This window comes from Alteromonas portus (genome assembly GCF_005117025.1).
Lineage (GTDB): Bacteria > Pseudomonadota > Gammaproteobacteria > Enterobacterales > Alteromonadaceae > Alteromonas > Alteromonas portus.
Window position 1 is genome coordinate 1 of the sequence record NZ_SWCO01000007.1, and the last position, 19885, is coordinate 19885.

Annotated in this window: 19 protein-coding genes; 8 read left to right on the forward strand and 11 right to left on the reverse strand. The window is 43.7% G+C overall.

Going from position 1 to position 19885, the window contains the following annotated elements:
* Positions 1-528 precede the first annotated feature (528 nt).
* Entirely contained in the window at positions 529-702 is a 174-nt protein-coding gene (locus tag E5672_RS19805) for a hypothetical protein (RefSeq protein ID WP_161569400.1), read from the reverse strand.
* 38 nt (positions 703-740) lie between these two features.
* Here E5672_RS19805 and E5672_RS11655 point away from each other — a divergent pair, with 38 nt between their 5' ends.
* Both E5672_RS11655 and E5672_RS11660 read left to right on the forward strand, forming a co-directional pair.
* Positions 741-1559 (forward strand): glycosyltransferase family 2 protein, encoded by an 819-nt coding sequence (locus E5672_RS11655; RefSeq protein WP_131137242.1) that lies wholly within the window; start codon positions 741-743, stop codon positions 1557-1559.
* Positions 1560-1584: 25 nt separating this feature from the next.
* Positions 1585-2127, forward strand: coding sequence for a gamma carbonic anhydrase family protein (locus tag E5672_RS11660; protein WP_136782356.1), 543 nt, complete (start codon positions 1585-1587; stop codon positions 2125-2127).
* Here the strand turns inward: E5672_RS11660 and aroE are convergent.
* On the reverse strand, positions 2124-2963 hold the full coding sequence (gene aroE, locus E5672_RS11665) for a shikimate dehydrogenase (RefSeq protein ID WP_136782357.1): 840 nt from the start codon (positions 2961-2963) through the stop codon (positions 2124-2126). The genes E5672_RS11660 and aroE overlap by 4 nt on opposite strands.
* On the opposite strand from aroE, the gene E5672_RS11670 reads away from it, so the two are divergent.
* Positions 2962-3393, forward strand: coding sequence for a group II truncated hemoglobin (locus E5672_RS11670; protein WP_136782358.1), 432 nt, complete (start codon positions 2962-2964; stop codon positions 3391-3393). The two genes, aroE and E5672_RS11670, sit on opposite strands and share 2 nt — an antisense overlap.
* A gap of 123 nt (positions 3394-3516) precedes the next feature.
* Here the strand turns inward: E5672_RS11670 and E5672_RS11675 are convergent, their stop codons facing one another.
* The 7 genes from E5672_RS11675 to E5672_RS11705 form a co-directional block, all read right to left on the reverse strand.
* The gene (locus tag E5672_RS11675) at positions 3517-4197 is read right to left on the reverse strand and encodes an OmpW/AlkL family protein (protein WP_136782359.1); all 681 of its coding nucleotides are present in this window, start codon (positions 4195-4197) and stop codon (positions 3517-3519) included.
* A 232-nt stretch (positions 4198-4429) separates the two neighbouring features.
* Complete coding sequence (gene hemF, locus E5672_RS11680) at positions 4430-5362, reverse strand: oxygen-dependent coproporphyrinogen oxidase (RefSeq protein WP_136782360.1); 933 nt, start codon at positions 5360-5362, stop codon at positions 4430-4432.
* Positions 5359-5964 carry an L-threonylcarbamoyladenylate synthase type 1 TsaC gene (tsaC, locus tag E5672_RS11685; RefSeq protein WP_136782361.1) on the reverse strand — a complete coding sequence of 202 codons (606 nt, stop codon included), beginning with the start codon at positions 5962-5964 and terminating at the stop codon, positions 5359-5361. The genes hemF and tsaC overlap by 4 nt, the downstream gene beginning before the upstream one ends.
* 33 nt (positions 5965-5997) lie before the next feature.
* Complete coding sequence (locus tag E5672_RS11690) at positions 5998-6540, reverse strand: DNA topoisomerase family protein (protein WP_136782362.1); 543 nt, start codon at positions 6538-6540, stop codon at positions 5998-6000.
* A gap of 85 nt (positions 6541-6625) precedes the next feature.
* On the reverse strand, positions 6626-7102 hold the full coding sequence (locus E5672_RS11695) for a DUF494 family protein (RefSeq protein ID WP_014947732.1): 477 nt from the start codon (positions 7100-7102) through the stop codon (positions 6626-6628).
* A 1-nt stretch (position 7103) separates the two neighbouring features.
* Positions 7104-8213, reverse strand: a complete 1110-nt coding sequence (gene dprA / locus E5672_RS11700) for a DNA-processing protein DprA (protein WP_136782363.1) — start codon at positions 8211-8213, stop codon at positions 7104-7106.
* 38 nt (positions 8214-8251) lie between these two features.
* A complete protein-coding gene (locus E5672_RS11705) occupies positions 8252-9325 on the reverse strand; it encodes a LysM peptidoglycan-binding domain-containing protein (protein WP_136782364.1) in 1074 nt (357 codons plus the stop codon).
* Positions 9326-9541: 216 nt separating this feature from the next.
* On the opposite strand from E5672_RS11705, the gene def reads away from it, so the two are divergent.
* The 4 genes from def (at position 9542) to trkA (ending at position 13776) form a co-directional block, all read left to right on the forward strand.
* Positions 9542-10051 carry a peptide deformylase gene (gene def / locus E5672_RS11710; protein ID WP_136782365.1) on the forward strand — a complete coding sequence of 170 codons (510 nt, stop codon included), beginning with the start codon at positions 9542-9544 and terminating at the stop codon, positions 10049-10051.
* Between the two features lie 8 nt (positions 10052-10059).
* Entirely contained in the window at positions 10060-11010 is a 951-nt protein-coding gene (fmt, locus tag E5672_RS11715; RefSeq protein WP_136782366.1) for a methionyl-tRNA formyltransferase, read from the forward strand.
* A gap of 2 nt (positions 11011-11012) precedes the next feature.
* The gene (rsmB, locus tag E5672_RS11720) at positions 11013-12332 is read left to right on the forward strand and encodes a 16S rRNA (cytosine(967)-C(5))-methyltransferase RsmB (protein WP_136782367.1); all 1320 of its coding nucleotides are present in this window, start codon (positions 11013-11015) and stop codon (positions 12330-12332) included.
* A 64-nt stretch (positions 12333-12396) separates the two neighbouring features.
* Positions 12397-13776 carry a Trk system potassium transporter TrkA gene (trkA, locus tag E5672_RS11725; protein ID WP_136782368.1) on the forward strand — a complete coding sequence of 460 codons (1380 nt, stop codon included), beginning with the start codon at positions 12397-12399 and terminating at the stop codon, positions 13774-13776.
* A 130-nt stretch (positions 13777-13906) separates the two neighbouring features.
* Here the strand turns inward: trkA and E5672_RS11730 are convergent, their stop codons facing one another.
* Positions 13907-15358, reverse strand: a complete 1452-nt coding sequence (locus E5672_RS11730; protein ID WP_136782369.1) for a TrkH family potassium uptake protein — start codon at positions 15356-15358, stop codon at positions 13907-13909.
* A gap of 265 nt (positions 15359-15623) precedes the next feature.
* Entirely contained in the window at positions 15624-16277 is a 654-nt protein-coding gene (gene elbB / locus E5672_RS11735; RefSeq protein ID WP_136782370.1) for an isoprenoid biosynthesis glyoxalase ElbB, read from the reverse strand.
* 421 nt (positions 16278-16698) lie between these two features.
* Between elbB and polA the strand changes: the two genes are divergently transcribed.
* On the forward strand, positions 16699-19491 hold the full coding sequence (polA, locus tag E5672_RS11740; protein WP_136782371.1) for a DNA polymerase I: 2793 nt from the start codon (positions 16699-16701) through the stop codon (positions 19489-19491).
* Positions 19492-19885: the final 394 nt, after the last annotated feature.

A 19885-nucleotide genomic window follows, 5' to 3' on the forward strand; every position in this document is an offset into this window, starting at 1 on the left:
CCATGATCAAACTCTTCAATTAAATATATCGAAATATGAATCGTCGTTGTGACACTCTTAACGAGTGCCCACACAGATTGTCTTGTCTAAATTTTTAAAGAACATTCACTTGAAGCCGTTGCTTCTTAGTGACTCACCCTGCTCGAGTGAGGTGCGCATTATACGCTGGAAGTTTTCGTTGTCAACACTTTTTGAAAATTTATTTTCTGAAGCGTTTCTTCTAAACTCCCGTCTTTACTGGCCTATAAAGGTAGTAGAGACTTACTTCAGGAGGCTTGCTGTTTTGCTTTTCCCCCGAAGCGGATGCGCATTTTAGGGAAATGAGCGCTCACGTCAACACTTATTTTAAAAAAAGTGTCATATTTGCTTTGATTGCTTAAAATAGCCGCAACATGAGGAAATATCGAACGAACAAAGGGGCAAAAGCCCGTATTCTATTACCTGTTATTAGTCATCTTACCTATAAACCGCATTTGTTGACTGGTAAACTAATTCAAGTATTACATCTTTTAACTCTTGGCGAACTTGTTAGGCTTTGAAGCTATCTATAAGAAGTTCAAATATGAAATAAGATTCGTCGCGAACAAATATATGTCTATACCCCCTACTACGTAGATAGTCTACCGAACGCTGCTGATACTCTCGATTATTCTTTTGAGGGAAGTTAACTTGTTCGCGGGTACTGGGTATGTCATCCGACATTGCTACACTTATTATATAGATGAGGTTCATCACGCAATATGAAAACGAGCGTTATTTTTACAACCTATAATTCACCAGCATGGTTAGAGAAGGTGCTATGGGGTTTCTTTGAGCAAACCGCAAATGATTTCGAAATCGTTATTGCAGATGATGGCTCTCGTGATGAAACCAAGATGCTTATTCAACGCATGCAAAGTGAAACAGAGATTCCTATCAAGCATGTATGGCAAGAAGATGATGGCTTTCAAAAATGTCGTATTCTCAATAAAGCCATTTTAGCCTCTGAAGGTGAATATCTTATTTTCACAGATGGCGACTGTATACCTCGAAAAGATTTTATCGCTCAACATTTAAGACTGTCAGAGGAAAATACCTATCTTTCTGGTGGTTACTTCAAATTACCTATGAACGTGAGCGAAGCAATAACCCGAGAAGACATAGTAACTCAACGTGCATTCGACGTTGATTGGTTAGTTAGTAAAGGGTTAAAGAAAACGCACAAAACAATGAAGCTAACTGCAAGAGGTGCTTGGGCAGAGTTTTTAAATAAAATAAGTCCAGCTCGCCCAACATGGAATGGTCATAGTGCGTCATGCTATAAAAAACATATTCTTGCCGTAAATGGGTTCGAAGAAACGATGCAGTATGGTGGTCAAGATTGTGAATTTGGAGACCGCTTAGTTAATTACGGATTAAAAGCCAAACGGATACGCTATTCAGCAGTTTGTGTTCACCTAGATCATAAACGTGGGTATGTTACGCCAGAGATGCTTCAAAGAAGTAAGGCAATACGCGAAGATACTAAGAAGAATAAGATAATTAAAGCACGTGTTGGTATAGAAGAATCATCACAGTAAAGCTGTAATTAAAAGAGTTGTTCTGATGCATAAATCAATTGATAGTTTTAAAGGTGTTTCTCCTACATTAGGAAATGATGTCTATATTGATAGCTCGGCAAGGGTCGTCGGTGATGTGGTGTTAGGAGATGATGCGAGCATTTGGCCGCTGGTTGCTGCACGTGGCGACGTGAACAAGATTCGTATCGGCGCTCGCAGTAATATTCAAGACGGCAGTGTTTTGCACGTTACCCGTAAATCCGAGAAAAATCCCGACGGATTCCCACTTATTATTGGCGAGGACGTTACCGTTGGTCATAAGTGTATGCTGCATGGCTGCCAATTGGGTAATCGGATTCTTGTTGGCATGGGCGCTATTGTAATGGATGGCGTTGTCGTTGAAGACGATGTGTTTATCGGCGCAGGTACTTTAGTACCGCCAAACAAGAGACTAGAGAGTGGGTTTCTTTACGTTGGAAACCCTATGCAAAAGAAAAGACCGCTTAAAGACGCTGAAATGGCTTTCCTAAAACAGTCTGCTGTTAACTACGTTGTGTTAAAAGATGAGTACCTTGAAGAAGCGAACTAGTTTCGCTTCTCTCCTTGCTCAACTATAACTCTGACACGTTTTACAATATCTGAAGTGTCAGGGCGCTTTTGTGTCCATATATAGAATGCTTCTGCCGCTTGCTCAACCAGCATGCCCAACCCATCTATTTGTGTTTTAACACCTAATTCGGCTGCATCTCTCATAAAGCGCGTGGGTGAGTTTTTATAAACCATGTCGTAAACCACTTCACAGTGTTGTAAAACACCATCTTCTAAACTACACGGCAACTCGTTGCTTAGACTAGCAGCGGTTGAATTGATAATAATATGTGGCGCAACAGATGCGATATCTTCGAGCGCTACCACCTGCACTTTAGGGTTAGATGCGGCAGTTGCTACTTCATCAGCTTTTGCTTTGGTTCTATTTGCAATGGTCAAAGAAGCCGCCCCTGCTTTTAATAACGGGGAAATGACGCCACGAGCTGCGCCACCGGCACCAATAAGCAATACACGTTTGCCCTCAATTTCCACTCCACTATTAAGTAGATCATTTACCAGGCCCACACCATCTGTGTTGTATCCAAGCACTTCACCATTGATACTATTCATTAGGGTATTAACAGCTTGTGCATCTTTTGCAGCTTGGTCATCTACCTTTGCCAAGTTGAATGCATCGAGCTTAAAAGGCATGGTGACGTTGCAGCCTACAGCGCCTTCCTGTGCTAGAAACGCTTTTGCAGCGCCTACAAAACCATCTACTGGCGCAAGTATCTTTTCATAAGAAATCGTTTCACCCACTTGTTCTGCAAACATTTGATGGATAGTTGGTGATAAACTCTGTGCAATAGGATTTCCGAATACAGCGAATTTTTTCATGGGAATACGAGACTTATTTAATATAAAGAAGAAAAGCGATAGTCGTACTTCGCAGGGTACACCATATGAGCGTATAGGTGGAGAGGAGAAAGTACGGGAATTAGCAAATACGTTTTACGACATTATGGAGACCGACCCACTTGCGAGTGAACTACTTGCTATTCACCCTCAGCCATTAGACAGAATTCGCCACGTGTTCTTTTTGTATTTAAGTTTATGGCTTGGTGGTCCTGATGATTATCAGCAGCAGTTTGGCCACCCGCGCCTGCGTGCACGCCACCTTCCCTATACAGTAACACCAGAATTAAAAGCGCAGTGGATGTATTGTATGCGAAAAGCCATGTTTAAAACGGTTGCAGATATCACTTTAGCTCAACAGTTAATAGACGCTCTTGATCAACTTGCCAATCACATGGTGAATACAAAATAAAAAAGCGCGTTGAAAGGATTAACCTTTAACGCGCAACTCCCCTGTTACTATTTACGCTCTTTATGGCGCATAAAGTAGTGCAATTTTGAAAGCCTGATAGTTAGTAAGGCGTCAAACTAAGAATTAGAATGTGTAACCCACCGATAAGGTATACACCCAAGGATCTATTTCAATATCGCTTACAGTTCCATCAGCCTCACCCACTTTAAAGGTGGCTTCTGTATCAATATCAATAAATCGAACCGATGCGTTTACATGCCATTTGGTATCTATTTGATAGTCCATGCCCACCTGAGCTGATAAACCCAATGAGTTATCAAGCGATAGGTCGCTTAAGCCCGCAGCTTCATTTGCGCCCGTAAACTCCTCATCAAAGATAAAGGTGTAGTTGATACCAGCACCAATGTACGGCTGAAATGCAGCGCTTGCATCGTTGAAATAGTAGTTCGCCGTTAACGTAGGAGGAAGATGCGTGACTTCACCAAGCTGGTTGCCTGTACCTAAAGGGTCAGCTACGGAAAAATTAACGTCGTGCTTAAAGGGCGTTGCTGCGAGTAGTTCGATATTAATATTATCAGTAATAAAGTACGCTACATTTAAACCGAGCTGAGTATCGTTATCGATATTAAGGGCTACACCAAGGTCGGTGCCGCCTGCTACGATGTTAGTCGTAGATTCGTCAGGAGCAACGGTAGTAAGTCCGCCACGGACAATCCAATCGCCTTGCTGATGAGCGCTAGCTAAAGGTGAGAGTGCAGCAAGTGTAAGACAAAGTGCAGATGCAGATAAAAAGTGTTTGCGCATGATGTGTCTCTTTTGTGTTTAACTAAGATGGCGCTACTTTACGTCAGCGCTTAAAAGAAACATTGATCCAGCGCAAGATTGATAACTCACTGAAACACCGATGATATTCCACCTTGATGTAGATCAAAAAAACGCCGCATTAACGTTAATACGGCGTTTTTTAGTCATTAAAGATGAAAGCTGCTATAGGCGGTCCGCTTAAGGATTTGAGCGCTGCCTTATTTAACAATAATTACCAGTCAGTAGGCTTTAACCAATCAGTTAACTTAGCTTCAGCGCTACCCGGTGCAGGCGTATAGCAATACTCCCAACGCGCTAGCGGCGGCATCGACATTAGAATTGATTCCGTACGCCCGCCGGTTTGCAGTCCAAATAAAGTGCCTCGGTCGAATACAAGGTTAAACTCGACGTAGCGGCCCCGGCGATAAAGTTGAAAATCACGCTCTCTTTCGCCGAAATCGGTTTGCTTACGACGTTCAACAATGGGAACGTAAGCATCGATGAAGCCGTTACCAACAGCCTGCATAAACGCAAATGACTGTTCAAAACCCCACTCATTCAGGTCGTCGAAGAATAACCCTCCCACGCCGCGAGTTTCGTTGCGATGTTTCAAATAAAAATAATCATCGCACCACTTTTTGTACTTAGGGTAGACATCATCGCCAAACGGCTTACATAATTTTTTTGCAGTATCATGCCAGTGTAAAACGTCATCTTTAAACGGATAAAATGGCGTCAAGTCGAAGCCGCCGCCAAACCACCAGATAGGTGCTTCGCCTTCTTTTTCTGCAATAAAAAAGCGAACATTAGCGTGTGACGTTGGGATATACGGGTTATGTGGATGAATAACGAGCGATACACCCATTGCTTGAAAGTTTCTTCCCGCAAGTTCAGGGCGATTAGCCGTTGCTGAAGCAGGCATTTGACTGCCAAACACATGAGAAAAGTTAACGCCGCCTTGTTCAATCACCGCACCATTTTTTAAAACTCGAGAGCGACCACCGCCCCCTTCTTCACGCTGCCAACTGTCTTCAACAAACTGACCTTTACCGTCGGCGAGCTCAAGGGTTTGGCAAATGGTGTCTTGCAACCCTAGTAAATAGCGTTTTACTTGCTCTATTACTTCAGCGGCATTTTTACCGTCCAGTAATTCTGCTGATGTCATGCTCTTATTACCTCTGCTGTGTCACCATCGCGAATGGTACTGGGTTTAGTTGCACCGCCTACTTCCCCTTCGACATAGAAAACGGAATCAGCGAATACGGCTTTTGCTTCTTCAGTGGTGGTGGCTGGCGGTTGGCCGGTCAGGTTAGCGCTTGTAGAAACTAACGGTTTACCAAACTTGTTGCACAATTCCACTACTACAGGGTGATTAGTTACGCGCACCGCTATTTTACTATGCTTGCCGGTTAACCAAACTGGCGCAGATGACGACTTAGGTAATAGCCAAGTATTAGGCCCTGGCCAGCTCGAAAAAATATCGGTGCGTCTATCAGGACGAATAGCGTTGTCGTTAACATAAGGCAGTAGCTGACTGTAGTTTGCAGCTATCAAGATCACGCCCTTTTCTACTGGTCGCTGTTTTATCTCTAACAACGCATTTACTGCTACTTCATTGTCAGGGTCACATCCAATACCCATCACCGCTTCGGTTGGATAAACGATTAAACTACCCGCTTCAAAAGCAGCAATAACAGGGTCTACTTCAGATGAATTAGCCTCAACGGGGGTAAACGTATTTACGTTCCCATTTTGGATATCAGACATGGTTTTGATCTCTACGTATAGTTCTTTATGTAATTACTTTTTATAGCCGCAAGCCGGCTGAGGGCACTGTAACTGCCCTTTTTTATCTATTAATACTCCCCAACCGCAGTCTGGACAGCTTTCATTTACCGGCGTGAAATTTAGCACATATCGACATTGTGGATAATGGTTACACGCAAAAAACTGTTTACCGTATTTGTTAGTACGCGAGATCAGGTGCCCTTTCTTACACTTTGGACAATCCACCAAAGTATCTTCTTTTTCTTTAATGGGCTCGATGTGATGGCATGAAGGAAAATTGGTACAGCCGATAAACATGCCAAACCGCCCCTTCTTTATGGCTAAGTCAGATGCGCACTCGGGGCAAGCTATACCATCTAGGGTTTTAAGAACAGTGGTTTGTTTATCGTGCAAAGGCTTGCTGAAGTTACATTCAGGATAGCCCGTACACCCGATAAAAGGACCAGATTTACTGTTCTTTATATGGAGAGGTTTACCGCACTCGGGGCAATCTCCAAAATTATCATCAAGAGCATGCTCGTGAGCAGAAAAAAGTGAATGGTCTATTTTAGACATGTATTAGACGTTAGGGCCTTTAACGCGCTGTAATTTCACAGCGCATTTTTATATAAAGATTTAAATGCTAGAGGCTACGGCTGCATTAATGCAGCACACCGTCTGGCTCTTCGAACAAAAGATCTTCCATTTGTGCGTAGGCTTTTTCCTTACCGGGTACATTAAACAGTACCATTAGTACCACCCACTTCAGGTCTTCCAAGCAAAATTCATTAGAATCAATTTCCATAACGCGATCTATAACCATTTCGCGTGTGGAAGCATCCAATACATTGACCTGCTCTAGGAACATAAGAAAGCCGCGACACTCCACATCTAAACGCATTTGTTCTTCGTGCGTGTAAATACGGCTTAAGCTAGTGCTAATGCCTTTGCAAAAATACGGTTTAATATCCGTTTCTTGTAAAGCAGCTAACTTTTCCAACCATGCGAGGGCTTTATAAATCTCATCGTGATGAAATCCTGCGCGCACAAGCTCTTCCGTTAACTCGTCTTGGTCAACACGAATTTCCGTTTCACTGTGAATGAAGTTTTCAAACAGATACATGAGGATATCGAACATATTATTTTCCCCTCAATTTCACGTAACCACCAGGGACAGCGGCCACTAAACCACGCAACTCATATTCTAATAATGATGCCATTGCTTGCGATACTGATAAGGCATTGCGCTGGGCTATAACATCAATAGCGGTGATGTCATAATCCACACTAGCTAATAATTTATCGGTTGCCAAGCTATTCGCTGTACTTTTTTCGTTTTGCTGATCAACATTCAAGCCTAATTGTGTAGGCTGAACGCCAATTTCATCTAGAATATCGTTTATATTAGTTACTAATTTGGCGCCCTGTTGGATTAACCAATGGCAGCCTTCAGAATACGCGTGAAAGATATTACCAGGCACAGCGAATACTTCTCGCCCCATATCTGCGGCCAAATTCGCAGTTATCAAGGTGCCACTCTTAATTTTTGCCTCTACCACTAAGGTTCCAAGCGATAACGCTGCGATAATTCTATTGCGCCTGGGAAAGTGCCAGGGCTTAGGCCCCTGACCCGGAAAGAACTCTGTGACTGTAACGCCTCCACTGTCATTTATAGTTTCGTAAAGCTTACTATTTTTAGCTGGGTATACGATTTCAGGACCCGTTCCCATTACCGCAATGGTTCCGGTGCTACCAGACAACGCGCCTTGGTGTGCGGCGCAATCAATGCCCATGGCAAGGCCGCTTGTTACTACTATGCCGTATTCTGATAAACCAAACCCAATATCATTTGCTATACGCTTCCCCTGAAGGCTCGCTCTTCTGCTACCTACAATGGCTATTTGTGGGCTCTGCAACAACGTACAATTTCCTGTTGCAAACAATACAAGAGGTGGGCTGTCTAACTGCTTGAGTGATTCAGGATAGTATGAGGACGAATAGGCAATGATATGTCTATTTTCATCCATTTTGTTCCATTTTAACGCAGCATCAATAAGGGGTTGTGATATTTGATCAGTAAGCTTTTTAACGTCTTCAGGTAAAGATGATGTGTTTAAAGCTAATTCTTCAGGCGATAATTGATAATACTCAATAGCCTGTAACCAGATTTTAGAAGAAACGCCTTGTGCAGAAGCTAGTGCAGTCCACGCCAATGTTTCGCTATCAGTTTGAAAAGATTTCAGGTTCACTATCACTCCTTTGCGAGCGACAGTGAACCGTAATACGCTTATGGCTTCGCGACAATGAAGCCCCGTTTAATTCCTTTATTCGCTCGCGTTATTAATCCGTAACTTGCCGCATCAAATGTTTTAAACACAATAACTTCACCCACTTTGAGTGCAGGCTGCGCTACCGTATCAATAAACCACTCACCACCACTTTTGGCACCGGGTTCGTCAATATAGCGTGGACTATCCTCATCTATAATAGCTGGGCCTTGTGCGTACACGCCCAATACTGTGCCTGGCGCCACGTCCATAGAGCCTAAATCAAGAATGACAACGTCGTACTTGCCGAGTAAATCATGGTCGTGCAAGTCACCCACCACAGCCCCTCTTTGTGAAGTCGCAGGAATGAGCTCAAAATCTTCAGGGTGGGAGAAACCACCAGCCATAAGTTTATCGCCGCGCTTTGCTTCTTGATTAGCATCATCAATAAAAAGCAGCATGGTGTCGTCTGCTTGGTCTTTTTCCACCAGCGAAGCGGTAGATACATGCGTGACTTGTATGCCCAACGTCTCACCTTCTATATTTTTGATAGTAGCGTGCTTTCTTATTACTCTGTACTGGTCGTCAGTACTGAATTGTTGCTGGCTTAGCACGAAGTCATCTGAAGCGAACCTTACATTTCCGTCTTGATTACCTAGAAGTCTTGGTAAAACTGAATAGCTGTCCTCGTCCAGCAGCATGTGATGCCTTACGAAAGGAGAGATAGTTGTCCAAGATAGTACATCGACTGGTTTTGGCTTTATTCTTTTATCTGTAGAGGGAGACAGGTTATAGGATAGCTTATCGCGCTTTACGCTTAAGACAGGCTGGCCATCTACGTAGCCAACTACGATGACATCACCAGGATAAATAAGGTGAGGGTTATCTATTTGCGTATTCGTTCGCCATAGCTCTGGCCATAGCCAAGGCTTGTCTAGAAAAATACTCGCGATTTCCCATAGCGTATCGCCACGTTTCACAGTATAGGTCTCTGGTGCAGTGTCTTTTAATTGAAGCGCAAACGCAGGCAAAGACAAAAGCACTCCAAGAATAAATGTTGCTGCGCGACGCGCGTAAATTAATCGCTTTTTCAAATTAACCACCTGCAAATTATTCACTGTCATTTATTGTTGATTTTTCAGACAATAGCACTATATCGGCAGAAGTACGTATTCTTATAGGGTTTTGGTAAAAAACTGCACGAAACCACCCGATATACGTTAGAATAGTAACTTAATAAGCACTGTAAAGTGTGCTGGCAATTAGATCGTATATGAATTTATACAGCGAAAAGGTGAAGTAAGCGACAAATGGCAATTTTAGACGTATTAAGTTTTCCAGATGAACGTCTTCGCACGGTAGCTAAGCCCGTAGAAGAGGTTAACGACGAAATTAAACAATTGGTATCGGATATGTTCGAGACCATGAAAGACGAGAACGGTATCGGCCTTGCTGCAACGCAAGTTAACCGCCACGTTCAAGTTGTTGTTATGGACGTATCGGAAGATCAAAACGAGCCACGCGTATTTATTAATCCTGAAATTATTCGCAAAGATGGTTCAACAATTAGCGAAGAAGGCTGCTTGTCTGTACCGGGTAATTACGCCAAAGTTGAGCGTGCCGAAGCAATTACAGTTAAGGCGTTAGACCAAAATGGCGAGACCTTTGAGTTAGATGCAGAAGGCCTGCTGGCTATCTGTATTCAGCATGAGCTGGATCATTTGAAAGGTAAACTGTTTATTGATTACCTCTCACCGCTTAAGCGCCAACGTATTCGTAAAAAGCTAGAGAAAGAAGCGCGCCTTGCCGCAAAAGCCTAAGGAATAACGTGACAACTCCATTGAAAGTGATTTTTGCCGGTACTCCGGATTTTGCAGCTAAACATTTATCGGCGTTGCTAGCGAGTGAACACGAGGTCATTGCTGTCTATACTCAACCTGATAGGCCCGCTGGCCGAGGTAAAAAGCTTACAGCCAGTCCAGTGAAAGTGCTCGCCGAAGAAAACGCCATTCCTGTATACCAGCCTCAGTCGTTAAAAGCGGTAGAGGCACAGGAAGAATTAGCCTCACTAAATGCTGATTTAATGGTGGTGGTTGCGTATGGTCTAATACTGCCCACTGCTGTATTAAATGCACCCAAACGAGGTTGTATTAATGTACACGGCTCTATTTTGCCAAAGTGGCGAGGCGCAGCTCCAATACAACGCGCTATCTGGGCGGGTGACGCTGAGACCGGCGTTACCATAATGCAAATGGATGAAGGCTTAGACACAGGCGATATGCTGCACATTGCAACATTACCTATCACGCCTGAAGATACCAGTGCCACCTTATATGAAAAGCTTGCGGAGCTTGGTCCACAAGCGTTGGTCGAGGTCGTCGATGAATTTGATCGTTACACCCCCACCAAACAAGATGATTCTCAAGCCACCTACGCGAAAAAGCTATCAAAAGAAGAAGCCCTTATTAATTGGGCAGACGATGCAGATCAAATAGCGCGTAACATCCGTGCTTTCAATCCTTGGCCTGTAGCGTGGATGCAGGTCGAAGATCAAAATGTGAAGGTGTGGTCAGCCAGCGTTGTTCCGTTAAATAAAGATGCTACTCCAGGTACGGTAATCAGTGCCAATAAAGAAGGCATAACCATAGCGACAGGGCGCGATGCACTTTGCATCACTTCACTTCAAATTCCAGGTAAGAAGGCGCTTCCAGCGTCAGACGTTATCAATGCTCGCCAAACGTGGTTTGAAGTGGGTCGTTGTCTGACACAAGCGGATTAAACGTGAAACCATTACCCCTACCCAAACAAAAGAACCTTCGCGCAGATTGCGCGTGGGTTATCTATCAAATTTTAGAACAAGGCAAGTCATCGCGTGAGTGCTTAGAACGGGTTCAGCGCAGACACAACGCCAAAGACAACGCATGGATTCAAGAGATGTCGTTAGGGGTAATGCGTCGACTTCCCCTTTTACAGTATTGGCTGCGCTCTTTGCTTGATAGACCCTTAAAGGGCAACAAAAAAGTTATTGAGCACCTTATACTTCTTGGTTTGTATCAGCTTAACTTTTCACGTGTTAGCAACCACGCGGCCGTTGGAGAAACTGTTGCCGCTGCGTCTTATCTAAATGCAGCTGCTTTAAAAGGGTTAGTAAATGCAGTACTGCGTAATTTTCAGCGAGAGAACCTTGCCGACAAACCCGTGGACGATGCCATTATAAACAGCGGTTTACCTAAGTGGTTGTTTAAGGCAATAGAAAATGCTTATGGCGCAGATGCAGAACAGGTGCGTAGTGAAACGAATGCTATGGCCCCCATTTGGCTTCGCGTGAATAAGCTGCAAACGTCTATGGAGGCCTTTACCAAGGCGCTGGATAAAGCAGAGGTTGCTTATACCCTTAGTGAAAGTCACGCTGATGCGGTAATCCTAACTAAGCGCGAAGACATCACTGCTCTGCCCGGATTTGATAAAGGGCACTTTGCTGTACAAGATGGCGCAGCGCAATTGGCCGCGCACTATTTAAAACCACAGGCAAACGAACGTATTTTAGATTGCTGTGCAGCACCTGGCGGAAAGACAGGGCACATTGTTGAGTCAGCACCTGATACGGAATACGTATTAGCGCTTGATGCTGATGCTACCCGCCTAAAACGGGTAGAAGAAAACATGACTCGCCTTAAGCACATTGTCGATATTAAGCAGGGTGATGCTGCTAACCCAGAAACTTGGTGGGACGGAATACCCTTTGACAGAATATTACTGGATGCCCCCTGCTCTGCTACCGGCGTGATTCGACGTCACCCTGATATTCGCTGGCTTCGAAAATCTAATGACATTGACAATTTAGCGCAGCTTCAACGCCGCATATTAGATACGCTCTGGGGCTTGTTAAAACCAGGCGGCACACTACTTTATGCAACCTGTTCTATTTTGCCAAAAGAGAACATGGCGCAAATACAGCAGTTTTTGTCCGACACACCGGATGCCACCTTATCGCCCATACTGAAAACAGAAACTCTTGATAAACCTGGACGTCAGATAACGCCAGGAGAGCAACAAATGGATGGTTTCTATTATGCGAGGCTGGTAAAGTCATTAGACTGAGTTCTATAGTTGTGCAATGTCATACAGTTATGACCTGCACGAATATGAAGGCAAAATAATAACGATGAAGATCATCATTTTAGGGGCCGGCCAAGTAGGCGGAACACTTGCTGAAAACCTAGTGGGTGAAAATAATGAAATAACGGTTATTGATTCTGACCCCACTATATTGCGCGCACTTCAAGACCGCCTTGATTTACAAGTAGTAACGGGCGTGGGGTCACACCCTGATGTGCTGCGCAAAGCCGGTGCAGAAGATGCCGATATGCTGATTGCCGTAACCAACAGTGATGAAAGTAACATGTTGGCCTGTCAGGTGGCCTACAGTTTGTTCAAAACACCTACTAAAATCGCTCGCGTACGCTCTGAACAATACATCATTTACCAAGAACAGCTATATAAGCAGCAAGACATTCCCGTTGACCACATCATCGCTCCTGAGCAATTAGTAACTAAGGCCATCAAACGTCTTATCGACTACCCGGGTGCACTTCAGGTGGTTGAGTTTGCTGAAGGCAAGGCCAGCCTTGTAGCGGTAAAAGCGTATTACGGTGGCTTGTTAGTAGGCCACGCTTTATCTGCGCTTAAAGATCACATGCCTAACGTTGAAACCCGAGTTGCGGCCATTTACCGACGCGGACGTCCTATTCGCCCATTAGGTACAACGGTTATTGAGGCTGATGATGAAGTATTCTTTATTGCCGCTACCAAGCACATCCGAGCGGTAATGAGTGAGCTTCAAAAGCTTGAATCAAGCTACAAGCGAATTATGATTGCCGGTGGTGGTTTGATTGGTGCTGGCCTCGCGAAAAAGCTAGAGCATAATCATAACGTTAAGCTTATTGAATACAGTCCAGAAAGGGCTAAGTATTTATCTGCCAACTTAGATAAAACCATTGTATTCAGTGGTGACGCATCTGATCCTGAATTACTCAGTGAAGAGAATATTGAACAAGTCGATGCTTTCATCGCGGTAACTAACGATGATGAAGCGAATATTATGTCTGCCATGCTGGCAAAGCGTATGGGTGCTCAAAAAGCCATGGTGCTTATTCAGCGAAGCGCGTATGTGGACTTGGTGCAAGGTGGTGAAATAGATATCGCATTTTCACCTCAGCAGGCCACTATTTCTGCACTGCTTACTCATGTACGTCGCGGTGACATTGTAAACGTGTACTCTTTACGACGAGGTGCTGCCGAGGCTATCGAAGCGATAGCTCACGGCGATGAAAATACGTCTAAGGTGGTTGGCAGGCAGATTGGCGATATTAAGTTGCCACCAGGCACTACAATAGGCGCAATTGTTCGTGATGAGCAGGTGATTATTGCTCACAGCGATACCAAGATTGAAGCAAACGACCACGTAATTTTGTTCTTGGTGGATAAGAAGTACATTAATGATGTGGAAAAGCTGTTCCAACCCAGCGCATTTTTCTTTGGGTAGCGCTTTAGTAAAGCTACATGAGTACGTGCAGTAATAAGCAACAGATATAAAACAAGGGCGATGTTTATCGCCCTTGTTTTTTAAGCTTGTAATAAACCTAACGGTTTACTCTTCCATTTTGTCTTATTTGTTAGCTGCGCCAGAACGTAGGTGAGAACAAAACCAGTAACGAGAAGACTTCTAGTCGTCCAAACACCATAGCAATCACAAGTATCCACTTTCCAGCATCTGTAACATCGGCATAGTTGGCCGCAACACTACCTAATCCCGGGCCCAAATTGTTCAGCATAGCTGCAGTGGCGGTGAAGGCACTTAGGTTATCTAACCCTGTAGCAATAAGGCCTATCATAATTACCACAAATACTACTGCGTAAGCCGAAAAGAACCCCCATACAGCCTCTACGACTCTGTCAGGCATAGCACGGTCGCCAAATTTAACGCTGTACACGGCTTTCGGATGGATAAGCCTATCGACTTCACGTTTACCCTGTAAAAACAATAAGCACACACGCACGACTTTTAAACCACCACCCGTTGAACTCGCGCACCCTCCAATAAAACTCGAAAAAATAAGCATAATAGGCAGGAATGTGGGCCATACCGAAAAATCAGTGGTAGCAAATCCAGCGGTTGTACTGATAGATACAGCTTGGATCATAGCCTGGTCTAACGCTTGCTCTGCAGAACTGTAATAGCCTGAAAGTGTAAGTACTAAGAAGCAAATACCAATCAACGACGCTTGAATAATGAAGAAGGCCTTAAACTCAGGGTCTTTGAAATATCCCTTCACTGAACGTGAACTTACCGCAGCGTAGTGTAGCGAAAAGTTAAGTGCGGCAATGAGTAAGAAAACGGTGCACACCACGTTTACCATGGGGCTATTAAAGTAACCTAAGCTGGCGTCATGATTAGAGAAGCCACCGATAGCGACAGTGGAAAATGCATGACATATCGCGTCAAATACACTCATACCCGACAGCCAGTATGCACCGGCACATGCAATGGTTATGGATAGGTAGATGTACCACAAATGCTTTGCCGTATCGGCAATACGCGGAGTCATTTTATTATCTTTAACAGGGCCAGGCGTTTCTGCACGATACAGCTGCATGCCCCCTACGCCAAGAATAGGCAGTATGGCAACGGCAAGTACGATGATACCCATACCACCTAACCACTGAAGCTGCTGACGGTAAAACTGTACAGAGTGAGGAAGGAAATCTATCCCCTCAATAACCGTAGCTCCCGTTGTAGTCAGCCCAGAAAAAGACTCAAAAAAAGCGTCGGTCACTGTCATGCTTGGTTGTTCTAACAAGATCAGCGGAATTGCACCTACGCTGGCCAGTACAGACCAAAACAGCGCCACAATTAAAAAGCCTTCTCGCGCTCGCAAATCATTTTTTTGCTGACGGTTGGGATACCACAATGCCATGCCACCGATGACACATAATATAAAAGCAAGAGTGAAAGGAAGGCCGCTGCCATCTTGATAAATCAACGACACGATAGCCGGAGGGATCATAGTGACGCTAAAAAGCGCAATTAACAACCCAAGTATTCGTATGATGGCACGGTAGTGCATTGTTTGTTATGCCTTTATTTTTATAGTGCGCATAAGGGCATATGTGCCCTTGTTAGAGTGTGCTTTTTTGAACTGACTTCAAAAAATAAACCTATCTACATGAAATAAAGTAGATTAGATACTATACGTTACGTATAGGTTTTTGATTATAGGACTATAATCAATAAGGGGAAACCTTTGTCTCCCCTAACGTCAGTCTAATTGAAAATAAAAGCAGCTGAGTGTTTTACAATATAAAAACTCGCGCCTTGAATTTTCAAATTTCTTATTTCATAGCAAGCACGGTTTTAACCATTTTGCTAATGCTCGCATGTGCTTCGCTAATACTCTGCGCCAGCATATAAGCAGGTGTAGTAACTAGCTTTGCATCGTTATCAACTACCACTTCGTCAACCGGGCACTCTACATGTGTTGCCCCTAAAGCATTTAATCCACCAGCCGTTTCTACGTCGCTGCCAATTGTCATTTTGGTTTTGTTACCATACACTTTCGCAGCCAACGCAGGTGCAATACACGCATACGCTGCCGGCTTTTTAGCTTGTGCGAAGGCTTTGCACACGGTCAGCACGTCTTCATTGAATGTGCAATTTTCACCGTCTACCGCGAACGTGCACAAATTTTTTGCTGCGCCAAAGCCACCAGGTAAAATAAGTGTATCAAAGGCACTTACGTCGCACTCAGACACGGGCTTTATATCACCTCGGGCAATACGGGCCGATTCTACTAACACATTTCGGGTTTCGCCCTCTGATACTTCACCTGTTAAATGATTCACTACATGCAGTTGGTTTACATTTGGAGCAAAACATTGGTAAGACGCGCCTTCTTGCTCAATGGCTAGAAGTGTCAAAACTGCCTCGTGTAACTCAGCTCCGTCAAACACACCACTACCACTTAAAATAACTGCTACTTGTTTCATATTGTCCTCCTAGACGCTATGCCATCTACTTATTCAAAATTTGGCTATTAAACACACAACTGTTCAAAAAAAGTTCTTAATAATACGTATATACATTGTTAATGGTTATGCTACATTACTTGACCGACTTGGTTAAACCAAAAATAAACGTACACCAAGTTATCCACATAAAATGGAATGATAAGTAGCAGGTACGCTGTTTACACACCTTAGTCTCATTCCCTTATTTTTCTTGATTTGAAAGGTGATCTTTAACTTGACAAAGATCATCCGGATCACCGTGCGTAAAATTTTAGATCACAAAGTTATCCACAGGCGAAATGCGATCGGCTATCGCTCTTAATGTTCCTTCATGATATGGCGATCTGCCCTAGCCTGTGGCATCCTTGCGCACATATTGTCTATTGGAACATCGCCATCTATGCCAGATTCTAAAAAGCCTCCATTTATTCTTGTCGATGGATCGTCATATCTTTTCCGTGCCTTTCATGGTTTACCACCATTAACCAACTCAAAAGGCCAAGACACCGGTGCTATTTATGGTGTTGTGAACATGCTTAAAAGCTTGATCAAACAATACAACCCCACGCACATGGCGGTGATTTTTGATGCTAAAGGCAAGACCTTTCGCGACGATATCTATAAAGAATATAAAGCCAACCGCCCTCCTATGCCAGATGAGCTAAGAAGTCAGATTGAGCCACTACATGTCATCATTAAGGCAATGGGTTTACCTGTTATTGTTGAATCGGGTGTAGAGGCTGATGACGTGATTGGTACGTTAGCAAAACACGCCACAGAAAAAGGTATTGATACCCTTATCAGCACGGGCGATAAAGACATGGCGCAGCTGGTGAATGAACATGTCACCTTAATCAACACCATGACAAACCAGCTGATGGATGTTGAAGGTGTCAATACGAAGTTTGGCATTCCACCCGAGCTTGTGGTCGACTTCCTTGCGCTTAAAGGCGATAAAGTCGATAACATTCCAGGCGTACCTGGTGTAGGCGATAAAAGTGCCCAGGCTCTATTAAATGGTATTGGCGGTATCGACGATATTTATAAGAATCTGGATAAAATTGCAGATCTGTCGTTTAGAGGCAGTAAGTCGATGGCAGCTAAAATGCAGGAATACGAAGAGCAAGCTCGCCTTTCTTATACCCTAGCTACAATCAGTATCGATCTTGATCTCGACTATGATGTTGAAGCTCTTATGCCTTGCCAAGCCAATAACGAACAACTTCGCGATCTGTTTGCGGAATATGAGTTCAAACGCTGGCACGCAGAAGTAAGCGCGCTAATAGCTGGCGGAGATACCTCAGGTGCCAATTCAAGCGCCGACGAAAGCAAAAGTGACAGCGTAGAAGATACCGAACAAAGTGAATCGGTAGAGATAGATAAGTCGAAGTATGAGACTGTGCTAGATGAGGAACGCTTTAATACTTGGGTCGCAAAGCTTGAGAACGCAGAGCTAATAGCTTTTGATACCGAGACAACCAGCCTCAACTACATGGATGCAGAGCTAGTTGGCGTTTCATTTTGTATAGAGGAAGGGGAAGCAGCTTATGTGCCTGTTGCTCACGATTACCCTGATGCACCGGCTCAGCTATCACGAGAGTTTGTATTAAACGCATTAAAACCTATTTTAGAATCAGACAAGGTTGTAAAAGTAGGCCAACACATCAAATACGACAAAAATGTATTAGCGAACTACGACATTACCCTAAACGGCATTGGCTTTGACACCATGCTTGAGAGCTATGTACTAAATAGTACTGCACAGCGTCACGATATGGACTCACTTGCCCTAGCCTACCTTGGCCATAAAACTATCCATTTTGAAGAGATTGCAGGTAAAGGCGCAAAACAGCTAACGTTTAATCAAATTAGCCTTGAAGAAGCTGGGCCTTATGCCGCAGAAGATGCTGATATCACGCTTCGCTTACACAACGCCATTTGGACTAAGTTAAAAGAAATCCCTGAGCTTAAAAATTTATTGATAGATGTTGAGGTTCCCCTGGCCTGTGTACTTTCTCGTATGGAACAGGAAGGTGTATTGATAGACAGCCAAAGACTGCGCCAGCAGAGCCAAGACCTTGCTGCACGTATTGCCGAGCTTGAAAGTGAAGTGCACGAAGAAGCAGGTGAACCATTTAACTTGGGTTCAACAAAACAGCTTCAGCATATTCTTTTTGACAAAATGTCGCTCCCTATCATTAAGAAAACGCCTAAAGGTGCACCGTCTACCTCTGAGGATGTATTGCAAGAACTGGCACTTGAGTACCCGTTGCCGAAGAAGATAATGGAATACCGTGGCCTAACCAAACTTAAGAATACCTACACAGACAAACTTCCAAAGATGATCAATCATCGTACGGGACGGGTGCATACGTCTTATCATCAAGCGGTAACCGCTACGGGGCGTCTATCATCGACCGATCCTAACTTACAGAACATCCCTATTCGCAATGAAGAAGGTCGCCGCGTACGTCAAGCATTTGTACCAAGAGAGGGGAACAAATTTGTCGCAGCCGACTACTCGCAAATTGAGCTGCGTATTATGGCCCATCTTTCAGGGGACAAAGGTCTGTTAGATGCGTTTGCTCATGGTAAAGATATTCATAAAGCAACTGCTGCAGAAGTATTTGGGGTGCCACTTGATGAGGTAACTACCGAACAACGCCGCAGTGCAAAAGCGATTAACTTTGGCTTAATTTACGGTATGAGTGCCTTTGGATTGTCAAAGCAGCTTAATATTCCACGCAACGAAGCGCAAAAGTATATGGACCTTTACTTCGAACGCTACCCGGGTGTGCTTGAGTACATGGACTCAACACGTGAGAGCGCAAAAGAAAAAGGTTATGTAGAAACCGTATTTGGTCGCAGACTTTATTTGCCTGATATTAAAGCCAGTAATGGTGCACGTAGAAAAGGTGCAGAGCGTGCAGCGATAAATGCGCCTATGCAAGGTACAGCGGCAGACATTATTAAGATGGCAATGATTAAAGTTGACGACTGGATCAGAAAAAATGCATCTGATGATGTAACCATGATGATGCAGGTGCACGATGAATTAGTTTTCGAGATAAAAGAAGATAAGGTTGAGACCTATGTCTCTACTATTACAGCACTAATGGAAAGTGCAGCTACCCTCAATGTTCCGCTAGTCGTTGAGGCCGGTGTGGGTGAAAACTGGGATGAAGCTCACTAGTTTGGTAATTAGATTACAGTTTTTACATAAAAAGCCCTGTTATTTTCATTAAATTTGGTAATTTAATTACATAACACCCTTGCCTTTTCTGCGCTTTGTTGTAATATTACGCGTGTAGGGTACAGAGGTGAGAAAGCTGTTTTCAAACCTTTGCTTTAACCCCGACAGTTTTGTCGGGGTTTTTTTATATCTGCAATAAACAAATATTCTTTAAATATCATAAAGTTACAAAATAAATTCATTTTTTATTTCAATTCTTCTGAACTTCTTTGTTTTTCACTACTCTATATCTACGGTTTTTATGTGTTTTCTCTCAGTTTACGCCTCGCATTAAGCGGGGCGTTCTTTTTTCTAAAACCCCGCTTCCATCTATGTAGTAAATCAAGCTAGTGGA